General features: G+C 74.3%; 4 protein-coding genes. 3 read left to right on the plus strand and 1 reads right to left on the minus strand.

Going from position 1 to position 15793, the window contains the following annotated elements:
- Positions 1 to 59: 59 nt before the first annotated feature.
- A complete protein-coding gene (gene abc-f, locus O7602_RS16090) occupies positions 60 to 1691 on the minus strand; it encodes a ribosomal protection-like ABC-F family protein (RefSeq protein WP_281583456.1) in 1632 nt (543 codons plus the stop codon).
- A gap of 273 nt (positions 1692 to 1964) precedes the next feature.
- On the opposite strand from abc-f, the gene O7602_RS16095 reads away from it, so the two are divergent.
- The 3 genes from O7602_RS16095 to O7602_RS16105 all read left to right on the plus strand — a co-directional run bounded on the left by O7602_RS16095 (position 1965) and on the right by O7602_RS16105 (position 15775).
- On the plus strand, positions 1965 to 2441 hold the full coding sequence (locus O7602_RS16095) for an OsmC family protein (protein WP_281583457.1): 477 nt from the start codon (positions 1965 to 1967) through the stop codon (positions 2439 to 2441).
- 829 nt (positions 2442 to 3270) lie between these two features.
- Positions 3271 to 6138: a LuxR family transcriptional regulator gene (locus O7602_RS16100; protein WP_281583458.1), complete on the plus strand. Its 2868-nt coding sequence runs from the start codon at positions 3271 to 3273 to the stop codon at positions 6136 to 6138.
- A 208-nt stretch (positions 6139 to 6346) separates the two neighbouring features.
- On the plus strand, positions 6347 to 15775 hold the full coding sequence (locus O7602_RS16105; RefSeq protein WP_281583459.1) for a type I polyketide synthase: 9429 nt from the start codon (positions 6347 to 6349) through the stop codon (positions 15773 to 15775).
- The last annotated feature ends 18 nt before the right edge of the window (positions 15776 to 15793 follow it).

A 15793-nucleotide genomic window follows, 5' to 3' on the forward strand; every position in this document is an offset into this window, starting at 1 on the left:
GGGTAGGCATCGGTGTGAGGGCTGTCCCATCCCCTAGCCGGACGGGAACCACCGGCCGGTCACCGCGGCCCGCCGGTCTCGGTGAGCCGGCCGCCGGCCAGCCGCAGCCAGCGACCCACGGTGATCTCGGCCAGGAAACGTTCGTCGTGGCTGACCACGACGAACGCCCCCCGGTACGACAGGAGCGCGCCCTCCAACTGGGCGACGCTGACCAGGTCCAGGTTGTTCGTGGGCTCGTCGAGCAGCAGCAACTGCGGCGCGGGCGAGGCGAACAGCACGCAGGCGAGCGTGGCGCGCAGCAGTTCGCCGCCGGAGAGCACGCCGACCGGCAGGTGGACGCGGGCGCCCCGGAACAGAAAGCGGGCCAACAGGTTCAACCGCTCCGCCTCGGTCCGCGCCGACGCGAAGGCGGCGAGGTTCTCGGCGACCGTGCGGTCCGGGTCGAGCAGGTCGAGGCGCTGCGACAGGTACGCCACCCGCCCCTGCGCGCGTGTGACGGTGCCGGTGACCGGTTCCTGGTCACCGGCGATCAGCCGGAGCAGCGTGGATTTTCCCGCGCCGTTGCCACCGACGAGGGCGATCCGTTCCGGACCCCGGATGTCCAGGTCGACGCCGTCGCTGTGGAAGACCGGCCGGCCGTCGTACCCGGCCTGCATGCCCTCGCCGTGGAAGACGGTGCGGCCGGCGGGCACCGTCGTGTCGGGCAGGTCCAGGGCGATGTGGTCGTCCCGCCGCGCGGCGCCGCTGGCCTGGTCCAGCCGGGCCTGGGCATCGCGGACGCGGGAGGTGTGCACGTCGGCGGCCTTGGCGGCCGACACCTGCGCGTCGCGCTTGAGGCCGCCGGCGACGATCCGGGCCAACCCCGCGTCGGCCAGGTTGCGCGAGGCCGTGGAGGCACGCCGTGCCGCCCGCTCACGGGCCTGCTGAAGCTCGCGCTTCTGCCGCTTCACGTCCTGCTCGGCCTGCCGCACCTGCCGCTCGGCGACCTCCCGTTCGGCCTGCGCCGCCTGCTCGTACTCGGTGTGGTTGCCGCCGTACCAGCGGATCTCGCCGTGTTCCAGGACGGCGATGCGGTCCATCTCGTCCAGCAGGGCCCGGTCGTGACTGACCACGAGCAGGCACCCGGTCCAGGAACGGAGCACGGCGGTCAGACGATCCCGCGCCTCGCGGTCGAGGTTGTTCGTCGGCTCGTCCAGCAGCAGCACGTCGGGCCGTTTGAGCAGTTGGGCGGCGAGCCCGAGAGTGACCACCTGGCCGCCGCTGAGGGTGCCGAGCCGCCGGTCCAACGCGACGTCGGCGAGCCCGAGGCGGTCGAGCTCGGCGCGGGTCCGCTCCTCCACGTCCCAGTCGTCGCCGACGGTGGTGAAGTGCTCCTCGGCGGCGTCGCCGGCCTCGATGGCGTGCAGCGCGGCGACGACGCGGTCGACGCCGAGCACCTCGGCCACGGTCTGCCGCGAAGCGTACGGCAGGTGCTGCGGCAGGTAGCCCAGCACACCGTCGACGGTGACGCTGCCGCCGGTGGGGCGGAGCTCACCGGCGATCAGCCGAAGCAGCGTGGACTTGCCGGCGCCGTTCGGCGCGACCAGGCCGGTGCGCCCGTCGGGCACGGAGAACGACAGGTCCTCGAAGACCGGGGTGTCGTCCGGCCAGGCGAAGGACAGGGCGGAGCTGACGACATGACTGTCGGACATGGGAACCTCGGAAGACAGGTGATCCGGGCGCGGAGGCGCTGCCCGGCGTGGGCAAGGCAGGACGACATGGGCGACGCGACGGCGCGGGTCGCGCTCCGTCGGTCACCGCTCCGGGGCTCTCACCCGGAGATGTCGTCGTCACCTGCCACGGTCTGCTCCTGTCCTGGGCGACTCGGGCCAGGATAGCCGATCGACCGGGCGGACCGGGGCCGGCGACGCCGACCCGGCCCGTCCGGTGGGTGACGGCCGGGCGGCCTCGGTAGGTTCGCTGTCATGAGTGACGACAGCTTCCGCTCGGTGGAGATCGAGCGCACCGGCCTGGCCAGCTACACGGCACGCAACGCCCGCGGCGGATCGATCTCCATGGGCTCGGGCCAGGACGACAGCTTCACCCCGGTGGAACTGCTGCTGGCCGCGCTCGGCGGTTGCACCGCCGTGGACGTCGACCACATCACCAGCCGTCGCGCCGAGCCGACCCACTTCTCCGTCGAGGTCACCGGCGACAAGATCCGGGACGAGGCGGGCGGCAACCGGATGCGGAACCTCCGGGTGGAGTTCACCGTGACCTTCCCGGAGGGACCGGACGGTGACCGGGCGCGCGAGGCGCTCCCCCGATCGCTGCGGCAGTCGCACGACCGGCTCTGCACCGTCTCCCGCACCGTCCAGCTCGGCACGCCCGTGGAGATCGTCGACGCCGCCGGCCGGGAGCCGGATGACCGGCCGCCTGCCCCACCCGCGGCGGCGGGGTAGGCAAGGACCGCGGGGTCCCGGTCGGCGGACTCGCCGCAATCGTGGCGCTGACGATCGCGCTTTCCTGGGGCGCAATCGCGATGGCCACCCGGTTCACGATGCGCCTCGCACCGATCGACGCCATCGGCCGGGAATGACGCCCCGGCGTGGACGGTCCACCCCGCCACCTCGGGAGCCACGGCCCTGAACTGCGGTTTTGCGGCCGAAACAGAGTAATCGCATCGACGCCTTTTGTGGTCGAAACGGCCAGCCACTCTTCCACTTCCTGCGGGGGCGGACGGAAAACGTGCCGGGAAAGGGACAGAATGGGTGCCGGATGGCGCCGTGGGCGGGGCGCCGCCCGTGGCGGCCACTCGGCGATCCGGGCGACCCGGACGTGGCCGGACACGATCACACCTCCACCGGAGACGGCGATGGCCGGGGCCCGGTTCGCCACCTTGATTTCGCTCGAATTCGATCGTCGGCCACCGGAGAATTTCCGCGCCGCAACCATTCCGGAATAGCGAATCCCCACATTTCCGATCGCCGCTCCGACCAAGAGCCGCTATGTAGCCATTTAGCACGCTTATCATATCTGGGGTGATGCAACCGACTCCATCGGTTTGCTCCGCTCTGGGCGATGCGGCCGGATCTACCCCCGCGCCACCCCGGGTGAGAATAGATGACCGCCCGGTAACAAAGACACTGTCGCCAAAATGACATGCGGCATCTGCGGGAAAGGGGCGTTTCCCGACGCCGGGAATGTCGCCTCCCCGTTGCCATCAATATGAGCCGATGCATATATTGACGCGAGCGCGACACTCGGCGGTATGGCTACGGGGAGGCAGCCATGAACCAGTCGACGGGGGAGCTGATCGAGCGGGATGAGCACTTACAGATACTGCAGGACCTGCTGTCCGCCGCCCTTGAGGGGCGGGGACAGGCGATCGTGCTCAGCGGCGCCTCCGGCAGCGGCAAGACCGTCCTGCTGAACCGGCTCGCCCACCTCGCCGCCGAGGCCGGCGCCGAGGTGGTCGCCGCGGTGGCGTCGCGGACCGAGCAGTCGCTGCCGCTGGGCGTGATCGGGCAGTTGGCGCACGGCGCCGGGCTGGTGACCGGGCACGACTCGCCGATCGCGGGACTCCTCGACGAAGCCATGTCCGGACGCTGGGACAGCTCCTCGACCGAGCAGATCCATGTGCAGCCGTCGGCCCGGATCCTGCACTCGCTCTGCATGGCCCTGCTGCGCCGGGCCGCCGACCAGCCCCTCGTGGTCTACGTCGACGACGTGCACCATGCCGACCCGTCGTCCCTGGAGTGCCTGTCCTACCTGATGCGCCGGGTCCGCAACGCCCGGATGCTCGTGGTCCTGGCGGTGATCCCGCAGTTGGCGCCGGCCCATCCGATGCAGTACGCGGAACTGCTGCACAGCTCCGCCCCGGTCTCGCTGTCCCTGCGCCCACTGAGCCGGCAGGGCATCGGTCAGGTGCTGGACCGGCTCCCGCAGCCGGCCGACCGCGGCCTGACCGCGCAGTACCACGCCATCACCGGCGGCAACCCGAGGTTGGCCACCGCGCTCGTGGGCGACTCGCTGCGGCGCATCGACCACGGCGCGGACGGCACCCGCACGGTCGTCGGGGAGACGTTCCTCGAGGCCGTACGCACCTGCCTCTACCGCAGCGAGCCACCCGCCCTGCCGGTCGCCCGCGCGCTGGCCGTGGCCGGCGTGCCGACCGAGCCCGCGGTGCTGGCCCGGCTGCTGAGCATCAACGAGGAGATGGTCCGGTGCGCGCTGTTGACGCTGCGCCGGGTCGGCCTGCTCTCCGACGGCACCTTCCGGGATCCGCGGATCCGCACCGCCGTGCTCGCCGGCATGCTGCCCGACGAGCGGACGGACCTGCACCGGCGGCTGGCGAGCGTCAGCCACGCGGCCGGCGAGCCCGCCACCGTGGTGGCCCGCCATCTCGTCGACGCCGACCGGGTCGACGGGGCCTGGGTGGCGCCGACCCTGCACGAGGCCGCGGACCAGGCCCTGGCCGACGGGCGGGTCGAGGACGCGATCAGCTTCCTGGACTCGGCCTGCACGGCGGGCGTCGACGAGCGCCAGCGCGCCGAGGCCACCTCGGCGCTGACCCGGATCGAGTGGCAGACCAACCCCGCCGACGCCGCCCGCCGGCTGCCCGAGCTGGTCGCGGCCGTGCGTGCCGGCGTGCTCGTACGCCGGCACGCGGTCGCACTGGTGGCGTACCTGCTCTGGCACGCGCACATCGACGACGCGGTGGAGGTGATCACCCTGCTCACCGCGAACGACCCGATGGAACCGGAGTTCGCCGCCAGCCTGAGCGTGCCCCTGCTCCTGCTCGCCTATCTCTTCCCCGACCATCTGGACCGGGTCCGCGGGCCCTGGGATAACCTCGCCGCCCGTGGCCTGGTGCCACCGCCGTGCCGACCGTTGCAGGCGGCGGCGGAGCTGACCGCGCTGGCCGCCCGCAGTCCGCACGGCGACGCGGTGGCCGCCGCCGAGCAGGTCGTGCACAACACGCGGGTGGATCACGAAGCGCTCGGCCCGATCTCGATCGCGCTGCTGGCGACGATCTTCACCGACCGGATCGGCGCCACCGGTTCGTCGCACTACCCGGTGCTGCACCGGGCGGCCGACCGCCGGACGCCGACCACACAGGCGCTGGTCTCCGCGATCCTCGCCGAGGGCACCCTGGGCCGCGGCGACCTGGCGGCGACCGAGGAGCACGCCCGGCGCGGCCTCGACCTGATCCCGGCGAAGGGCTGGGGCGTGGCCGTCGGCGCGCTGCTGTCCAACATGGTGCTGGCCACCACCATCTCCGGCGCCTACGACGCGGCCGAGGAGTGGCTGTCCATCCCGGTCCCGGCGGCCATGTTCGACACCCCGTTCGGCCTCAAGTACCTGCACGCGCGCGGCACCTACTACCTGCGAACCAACTGCGTACGGGCGGCGCTCATCGACTTCCAGGCCTGCGGCCGGATGATGATCGCCTGGGAGCTCGACCTGCCGGAGCTCGTGCCCTGGCGCACCGAACTGGCCCGGGCGCACCTCGCCCTCGGCCGCACCCAGCAGGCCCGGGAGCTGGCCCGCGACCAGCTCAGCCGGCTGCCGCAGCACAACGACCGCGAGCGCGGGTCCGCGCTCTGGGTGCTGGCCCTGGCCAGTGATCCGGCTGAGCGGCTCGCCCTGCTCCAGGAGGCGGTGAGTCTGCTGCGGGCCAGCGACGACGAGCTGTCCACCGCGTGTGCCACCGCCGATCTGGGTGACGCCCTGCACCGGGCCGGTGATGCCGACGCCGCGCGGGCGGCCTGGCAGACGGCCCGCCGACTGGCCCGGCGCAGCGGCGCCGAACCGTTGCTGGACCGGCTCCGCGGGGTCCTCGGCCCGGACGATCCGGACGAGCCCGCCGAGCCGGGCGCGCTCGGCGGCTCCTGCCCGCACCTCGCCGCGGCGATCGCGGTCGACGGGCTGACCGACGCCGAGCGACGGGTGGCCGCGCTCGCCGCCGTCGGGCACACGAACCGGGCGATCGCCACCAAGCTCTACGTCACGGTCAGCACCGTCGAGCAGCACCTGACCCGGGTCTACCGGAAGCTCCAGGTGAGCCGGCGCACCGACCTGCCGACCGGGCTCATCGACGACCCCGCCGGGGACGGAACACGCTCCCCCGACGGCAGCCAGGTCAGCGTGGCCTGAGCCGGCCGCCCGGACCCCGACACCACGCGCGGGGCGGTACCCGGTGGGTGCCGTCGCGCGCGTCTCCGCGTACCCCCGGGTCTGGATTTTGATCTTGGACTGGCACGGCTTTAGGCGGCGGCAAGGGCCGGTCAAGCCCCGGAGCCGAGGCTGAGAAGCCGGCGCGAGACGTCGCGTCGGCCGGCGTGCAACGGGAGGGGCCGACACGATGACCGATGCGGACAGGCAGCCGACCGACGAACCGATCGCGGTGATCGGCATGGCCTGCCGCCTGCCGCAGGCCCCCGACCCGGACGCGTTCTGGCGGCTGCTGGCCACCGGCGGCGACGCCGTGACCGACGCGCCCACCGACCGCTGGCCCGCCGAACGGCTCGCCACCGCGGAGCCCGGCGCGCGGCGGGGCGGCTACCTGAGCGGGGTCGGCGGCTTCGACGCGGGCTTCTTCGGCGTCGGGCCACGTGAGGCGCTCGCGATGGACCCGCAGCAGCGGTTGACGCTGGAGCTGGCCTGGGAGGCGCTGGAGGACGCCGGGATCGTCCCCGGCGACCTGCGCGACAGCGCCACCGGGGTGTTCATGGGCGCCACCTGGGACGACTACGCGACGCTCACCGCCGCGCCGGACGCCTCCCCCTACACCATGACCGGTGTGAACCGGGCGATCATCGCGAACCGGGTCTCCTACACGCTCGGCCTGCTCGGTCCCAGCCTGACCGTCGACGCCGCCCAGGCCTCGTCGCTCGTCGCGGTGCAACTGGCCGCGGCCAGCCTGCGGCGCGGCGAGTCCACGACGGCGCTGGCCGGCGGCGTCAACCTGATCCTGACGCCGGAGAGCACGCTGCGGGCCGCGGCGTTCGGCGGGCTCTCCCCCGACGGGCGATGCCACACCTTCGACGCCCGGGCCAACGGGTTCGTCCGCGGCGAGGGCGGCGCCGTCGTCGTGCTGAAACCGCTCGCCGCCGCGGTGGCCGACGGAGATCACATCGTCTGCGTGCTGCTCGGCGGGGCGACGAACAACGACGGCGGCACCGACGGGCTGACCGTGCCCAGCCGGCACGCCCAGGCCGACGTCATCGCCGACGCCGTCGCCCGCTCCGGGCTCGCCGCCACCGACGTGCAGTACGTGGAACTGCACGGCACCGGCACCCGGGTCGGCGACCCGATCGAAGCCGGCGCCCTCGGCGACGCGCTCGGCGCCGCCCGGCCGGCGGGCGACCCGCTCGTGGTCGGCTCGGCGAAGACGAACGTCGGCCACCTGGAGGGCGCCGCCGGCATCACCGGCCTGCTCAAGGTGGCGCTGAGCATCCGTCACCGGGAGCTGCCCCCGAACCTGCACTTCCGCACCGCCAACCCGGACGTCCGGCTCGACGAGGCCGGCCTGGCCGTGCGGACCACGCACGGCCCGTGGCCGCACCCGGAGCGGCGGCTGGTCGCCGGCGTGAGCGCCTTCGGCATGGGCGGCACCAACTGCCACCTGGTGGTCGCCGAACCGCCCCGCACCGCACCGGCCCCCGCCGAGGCCGCCGAGCCGCGCGTCGCCACCGCCCTGACGCCCCGCGTCGCCACCGCCCTGACGCCGTGGGTCGTCTCCGGGCAGTCCGGCGCCGCCCTGCGGGCCCAGGCCGGCAGGCTGCGCGCCTGGGCCGACCGGCACCCGGACCTCGCCCCCGGCGACGTCGGCCGGGCGCTCGTCACCTCGCGCAGCGCGTTCACCCACCGCGCGGTCCTGATCGCCGAGGATCTGCCCGGCCTCACCGCACGGCTGGACGCGCTGGCCGCCGGCGAGGACGCCGAGGGCCTGGTGCAGGGCGCCGCCGCACCGGGCGAGGTCACCTTCGTCTTCCCCGGGCAGGGCTCGCAGTGGCCGCTGATGGCCCGGGAACTGCTCGACACCTCCGCGGTGTTCCGCGAGCAGATCGCCGCGTGCGCCGCCGCCCTGGCGCCGCACGTGGACTGGCGACTTGTGGACGTGCTGCGCGGAGAGCCGGACGCGCCGCCGCTGACCCGGGTCGACGTGGTCCAGCCCACGCTGTTCGCGATGATGGTCTCGCTGGCCCGGCTCTGGGAGTCGTTCGGGGTACGACCCGCCGCCGTCGTCGGCCACTCGCAGGGCGAGATCGCCGCCGCGCACATCGCCGGGGCGCTCTCCCTCGCCGACGCGGCGAAGGTGGTGGCGCTGCGCGCCCGCGCCCTGGCCACGATCGCCGGCACCGGCGGCATGGCGTCGATCCCGCTGTCCCCGGCCGAGGTCACCTCCCGGATCGCGCCGTGGGGTGACCGCCTCACCATCGCCGCCGAGAACGGCCCGTCGGCCACCGTCGTCGCCGGCGACAGCGCGGCGGTGGACGCCCTGGTGGAGAGCGCCCAGGCCGAGGAGATCCGGGCCCGCCGGGTGCCCGTCGACTACGCCTCGCACTCGCCGCACGTCGAGCCGGTCCGCGCGCAACTGCTACGCGACCTCGCCGGGGTGACACCCGTGTCGTCGCCCGTCGCGTTCTACTCGACGGTGACCGGCGGCGTCCTCGACACGGCCGGGCTCGACGCCGACTACTGGTACGAGAACCTGCGCCGGCCGGTCCGGTTGGAACCGGCGGTCCGCGCGCTCGCCGCCGCCGGGCACCGGGTGTTCGTGGAGTGCAGCCCGCACCCGGTCCTGCTCGCCGGCGTGCAGGAGACCGTCGCCGGGCTGGCCGGCGAGGACGGCGACGACGCCGAGCCGCTGGTGGTGGGTTCGCTGCGCCGCGACCACGGCGCCTGGCAGCGGATCCTGGACGCGCTGGCGCAGGCGTACACCCGCGGGGCCGACGTCGACTGGCGGGCGTTCTTCGCCGACCGCCCGGGGACTCGGGTGCCGCTGCCGACGTACGCGTTCCAGCGCCGCGACTACTGGCCCTCGGCGCCGGTCGCGACCGTCCCGGTGCTTTCGACCGGCTCGCCGGAGCCGGTGCTCGCGGACGACTCGCCGGAGCCGGTGGCCGACGGGTGGGCGGACCGGATCCGGGCGCTGCCGCCGGCCGACCGGGACCGCCGGTTGCGCGAGCTGGTCCGGCGCACGGTGGCCCTCGTGCTCGGCCACTCCGCGCCGGACGAGGTCGACCTCGGTCGCGCGTTCAAGGACCTCGGGTTCGAGTCGGCCGCCGCGGTGGAGCTGCGCAACCGGCTGGCCCGGATCACCGGGCTGCGGCTGCCCAGCAGCCTGCTCTTCGACCATCCGACCCCGGCGGCGGTGGTCCGCCACCTGCGGGCGCGGGCGCTCGGCGAGAGCGACGCCCCGACGGGTGCCCCGGCGACACGCGCCGCCGACGACGCCGACCCGATCGTCGTCGTGGGCATGGCCTGCCGGTTCCCGGGCGGCGCGGCGTCACCGGAGGCGCTCTGGGGCCTCGTCTCGACCGGCGCGGAGGCGATCGGCGCCTTCCCGACCGGTCGCGGCTGGGGCGACATCCACGACCCGGACCCGGGGGCGCACGGCAAGACGTACGTCCGGGAGGGCGGTTTCCTCTACGACGCGGACCGCTTCGACGCGGAGTTCTTCGGGATCAGCCCGCGGGAGGCGCTCGCCATCGACCCGCAGCAGCGGCTGTTGCTGGAGACGTCGTGGGAGGCGCTGGAACGGGCCGGCATCGATCCGGCGTCGGTGCGGGGCAGCCGTACCGGTGTGTTCGCCGGTTGCATGGCCTCCGGTTACGGGCCGCCGCTGCACGAGGCGCCGGAGCAGCTCGGCGGCTATCTGCTGACCGGCAGCTCGGGCAGCGTCGCGTCGGGCCGGATCGCCTACACGTTCGGTCTGGAAGGTCCGGCGGTCACCGTCGACACCGCGTGTTCGTCGTCGCTCGTGGCCATGCACCTGGCCGGTCAGGCGTTGCGCGGCGGCGAGTGCGACCTGGCGTTGGCCGGCGGGGCGACCGTGATGGCCGGGCCGGGCATGTTCATCGAGTTCAGCCGGCAGCGCGGCCTCGCCCCGGACGGGCGGTGCAAGTCGTTCTCCGCCACCGCCGACGGGACCGCCTGGGCCGAGGGCGCGGCCATGCTGGTGTTGGAGCGGCTCTCCGACGCCCGGCGCAACAACCATCCGGTGCTCGCGGTGATCCGGGGGTCGGCGGTGAACCAGGACGGTGCGAGCAACGGCCTCACCGCACCCAACGGCCCGTCGCAGCAGCGGGTCATCCGGCAGGCCCTCGCCAACGCCCGACTCACCCCCGCCGACGTCGACGCCGTCGAAGCACACGGCACCGGCACCACCCTGGGTGACCCCATCGAAGCCCAGGCGCTGCTGGCCACGTACGGCCAGGACCGACCCGACGACCGGCCCCTGTGGCTCGGCTCCATCAAGTCCAACATCGGCCACACCCAGGCCGCCGCAGGCACCGCCGGCGTCATCAAAATGATCCTCGCGATGCGCCACGGCGAACTGCCGCAGACCCTGCACGTCGACCAGCCATCCCCGCACATCGACTGGTCGGCCGGAAACGTCACCCTCCTCACCCACCCCCAACCCTGGACCCCGAACGGCCACCCCCGCCGCGCCGCCGTGTCGTCGTTCGGCATCAGCGGCACCAACGCCCACCTCATCATCGAAGAGCCACCGACCGCCGCCGGACCGGAACCGGAGCCCACCGGTACGCCGGCGCCGTGGCTGCTCTCCGGCCGTTCGGCGGAGGCCCTGCGCGAGTCCGCCGCACGGCTGCGCGACCACGTCGACGGCAAGGCGGACGCGGACGTCGCCCACACCCTGGCCCGCCGCGCCCAGCACACCCACCGCGCGGTCATCCTCGCCGACCACCGCGAAGCGCTCACCGCCCTCGCCACCGACAACCCCCACCCGTCCCTGGTACGCGGCGTCGCGCGCCCGACGGGGAAGGTCGCCTTCCTGTGCACCGGGCAAGGCAGCCAACACCCCGAGATGGCCCACCGCGACGAACCCGTCTTCCTCGAAACCTTCGACGCCGTCTGCGCCGAACTCGACAAACACCTCGACCGGCCCCTGCGCGAAGCGATGGTCGACGCCGTCCACGAAACCCGCTACACCCAACCCGCCCTGTTCGCGACGCACGTGGCCCTGCACGCTTTGGTCACGAGTTGGGGAATCACCCCCGACTACCTCACCGGACACTCCATCGGCGAACTGTCCGCCGCCCACCTCGCCGGAGTCCTGAGCCTGCCCGACGCCGCGCTCCTCGTCACCGCCCGCGGACGACTGATGCAGGCCGCCACCGCGGGCGGCGCGATGATCGCGATCGAGGCCACCGAAGACGAACTGACGCCGATGCTCGACCCGGAGAAGGTCTCCATCGCCGGACTCAACTCCCCCACCAGCACCGTCATCTCCGGCGACACCGACGCCGTCACCGACATCGCCGTGCACTGGGCCGCACAGGGACGACGCACCAAGAAACTGACCACCTCACACGCCTTCCACAGCCCCCACATGGACCCGATCCTGGACGAGTTCCAGGCCATCGCGGAGAGCGTCACCTACCACCCGGCCACCATCCCGGTCATCTCCAACCGCACCGGAGACATCGCCCCAGCCTTCGACGCCGCCTACTGGACCCGACACATCCGCGACGCCGTCCGCTACCGCGACATGATCTCCACCTTGGACGCCGCAGGCGTCACCACCTACCTCGAACTCGGACCCGACAACACCCTCAGCACCCTCACCCACGCCTGCCTCCCCGAAAACCACAACGCCACCATCACCGCCGCCCACCTCGGCCAGCACGCCCACGCGGTGCTGCACGCGGCGGGCCACGACACCACCTGGACCACCACCACACCCGCCGGCCGACACACCGACCTGCCCACCTACCCGTTCCAGCACCGGGGCTACTGGCTGAACCAGCCGGAAACCACCGACCCGGTCGGCCTCGGCCTCGCCGGCAGCGAACACCCGATCCTGGTCGCCTCCGCCGACCTGCCCGACGGGGGTCAACTGCTCACCGGACGGGTGTCCCTGGAAACCCACCCGTGGCTCGCCGACCACGCCATCCATGACGCCGTCCTGCTGCCCGCCACCGCGTTCGCCGACCTCGCTCTGCACGCCGCCGACCAGGCCGGCGGCGGTCACGTCGACGAACTCACCCTGCACGCGCCGCTGCGACTGCCGGCGCCGGGCTTCGTCGGCCTCCAGGTGCACGTGGCGCCCGCGGACAGCGACGGACGCCGGGCGTTGACCATCCGGGCGCGCGTCGGCGACGGGCCGTGGGTACGGCACGCCAGCGGCGCGCTACTGGCCGCTGCCGGAGTCACCACGCCCGCCAACCCGACCGGCGCCCCGTGGCCGCCCACCGGCGCCACCCCGGTCGGCCTGAACGACCTCTATCCCGCGTTGGACGCCCGCGGCTACCACTACGGACCGGCCTTCCGAGGGCTGACCGCGATGTGGCGGCACGGCGACGCCCTCTTCGCCGAGGTGCGGCTGCCGGAATCGGAACGGGCCGCCGCCGGACGTTTCCCGGTGCACCCGGCGCTGTTCGACGCGGCGCTGCACGCCGTCCTGGCCACCGCCGGCGCGGACGCCGACCCGGACGGTGGCGGGGAACTGCTGCTGCCGTTCGCCGTGACCGGACTGCACTGGCACGCCGGCGGCGCGACCGCCCTGCGGGTCCGGCTGACCCCGGCCGGGACGCACGCGTACGCGCTGGCCGCCACCGACCACGGCGGCCAGCCGGTCTTCGACGTCGAGTCCCTCGCGCTGCGTCCGGTCCCCCGCCACCGGCTCACCGAGGCGCCGGAGGACCGGGACGGCCTCTACCGGCTCGGCTGGCTGCCCGCCGGCCCGGCCGCACCCGGCGCCCCCGACGCGCCGTGGGCCGTCCTCGGCGACGACGCCGAACTGTTCGGCGCGCTCGCCGACAGCGGCGTGGCCGTCCGCGACTACCGGGACCTGGGCACGCTCGCCGCGGCGGTACGCACCGGCAGCCCGCTGTCCACGGTGGTGCTGTGCGCCAGTCCGCCGCACGTGCCCGGCGAGGACCCGGTCCAGGGCGCGCACCGGCACACCGCCGAGACCCTGGCCCTGTTGCGGGGCTGGCTGGACAACCACGCCTTCGACGGGTCGCGGCTTGTCGTCCTCACCCGCAACGCGGTGTCCGTGGAGGGCGCCGACACGTCCCCGGACCTCGGGACCGCGCCGATCTGGGGGCTCATCCGCGCCGCCCAGGTCGAGCACCCCGGCCGGTTCACCCTCCTGGACGTCGACGGGCGGCCGGAGTCGTACCGCATGCTGGTCCCGGCGGTGAGCAGCGACGAACCGCAGGTGGCGGTCCGGGAGGGAGCGGTGCTCGTGCCCCGGCTGGCCCGGGTGACGCCGCAGACCGCGCTCGCCGCCGCCACCGCCGACCGCGGCTGGCGGGTGGACGTGCACGAACGCGGCTCGCTTGAGGGCCTGACCCTGGTCCCCAACCCGGACGCGGACCGGCCGCTGCGGGCCGGCGAGGTGCGGATCGCGGTGCGGGCGGCCGGGCTGAACTTCCGGGACGTGGCGCTCGCCCTGGGCATGATTCCCGAGCACACGGTGCTGGGGCTGGAAGGCGCCGGCGTGGTGCTCGACACCGGGCCGGGCGTCACCCGGTTCGTGCCCGGTGACCGGGTGCTGGGGCTGCTCACCGGCGCGTTCGCGCCGATCGCGGTCACCGACGAGCACACCCTCGCGCCGATGCCGGCCGGCTGGACGTACGCGGAGGCGGCCACCGTGCCCGTGGTGTTCCTGACCGCCTGGTACGGGCTCGTCGAACTGGCCGCCCTGCGCCGGGGCGAGCGGGTGCTTGTGCACGCGGCGGCCGGCGGCGTCGGCATGGCCGCGGTGCAACTGGCCCGGCACCTCGACGCGGACGTGTACGGCACCGCCAGCCCCGGCAAGTGGGAGACGCTGCGCGAGCTGGGGCTCCCGGAGTCCACGATCGCCTCCTCGCGCAGCCTCGACTTCGCCGACCGGATCCTCGCCGCCACCGACGGCGCCGGAGTCGACGTGGTCCTCGACTGCCTGGCCCACGAGTTCGTCGACGCCTCGCTGCGCCTGCTGCCGCGCGGCGGGCGGTTCGTCGAGTTGGGCAAGACCGACATCCGCGATCCGGAGGCGGTGGCCGCGGCGCATCCCGGCGTCGCCTACCGCGCCTTCGACCTGCTGGCGCTGCCCCCGGAGCGGATCGGGGCGATGCTGGACGGGCTGATGCCGCTGTTCGCCGACGGCACCCTCCGTCCGCTGCCGGCGACCGGCTGGGACGTCCGGCAGGCGCCCGAGGCGTTCCGTTTCCTGGCCCAGGCCCGGCACGTCGGCAAGCTGGTGCTGACCGTGCCGCGGCCGCTCGACCCGGACGGCACCGTCCTCGTCACCGGCGGGACCGGGGGCGTGGGCGCGCTCGTGGCCCGGCACCTGGTGGCCCGGCACGGGACCCGGCGGCTGCTGCTGGCCAGCCGCCGTGGCGGCGCCGCGGACGGCGCCGGTGAGCTGGTCACCGAGCTGACCGGGCTCGGCGCGGAGGTGTCGGTGGCCGCCGTCGACCTAGCCGAGCCGGCCGCGGTCCGGGCGTTGCTGGCCGCCGTGCCGGCGGCGCACCCGCTGACCGCCGTGATCCACGCCGCCGGGGTGGTCGCGGACGCCACCGTCGAGCGGCTGGACGCCGATGCCGTCACGGCCACGTTGCGTCCCAAGGCGGACGCGGCCTGGCTGCTGCACGAGCTGACCCGCGACGCCGACCTGGCCGAGTTCGTGCTCTTCTCCTCGGTGGTCGGCACGTTCGGCAACGCCGGGCAGGCCAACTATGCCGCCGCGAACGCGTTCCTGGACGCGCTCGCCACCCACCGCCAGGCGGTCGGGCTGCCCGCCACGTCGCTGGCCTGGGGCCTCTGGGCCGGCCGGGGCATGGCCGACCGGCTGGACGAGGCCGACCGGCTGCGGATGGCCCGCAACGGCATCACCGCGCTCACCGAGGAGGACGGGCTGGCGCTGTTCGACGCGGCCCGGGAGACGAGCCTGCCGATGGTGGTGCCCACCCGGTTGGACGTGTCCGCGTTGCGGGTCCGCCCCGACTCGGTGCCGCCGATCCTGCGGGGCATCGTCCGCCCGGCCGCCCGGCGGGCGGCCGAACCCACCGCGGCCGACGAGTCACCGGCGGCGGCCTGGGCGCGCCGGCTGGCCGGGCTGTCCCTGGCTGAACGGCACGGCGTCCTGCTGGACCTGGTCCGCACCGAGGCGGCGACGGTCCTCGGGCACACCGGCGCGGGCGCGGTCGACGGCGACCGGTCGTTCAAGGAGGCCGGGTTCGACTCGCTCTCCGCCGTGGAGCTGCGCAACCGGCTCGGCACCGCGGTCGGGCTGCGGCTGCCCTCGACGCTCACCTTCGACCGGCCCACCCCGGCCGCCGTCGCCGAGCTGCTGCTGACCGAGCTGGCCGGGGAGGACGTGCCACCGCCGGCCCTGGCCGACCTGGACCGGCTGGAGGCCGCCGTCCGGCAGTCACCGCCGGACGAGCGGCTGCGGGAGGTGCTCGTCGGCCGCGTCGAGGACCTGCTGTTCGCGCTGCGCGGGGACGGGGATCCGGACCGCGACCTGGCCACCGCCGTGCACGAGCGGATCGACTCGGCCACCGACGACGAGATCTTCGACTTCATCGACAACGAGCTCGACGCGATCTGAGCCGCCGCCCGCCTGGAA

The sequence above is a fragment of the Micromonospora sp. WMMD1128 genome (genome assembly GCF_027497235.1).
In the GTDB taxonomy this organism is placed as follows: Bacteria; Actinomycetota; Actinomycetes; order Mycobacteriales; family Micromonosporaceae; genus Micromonospora.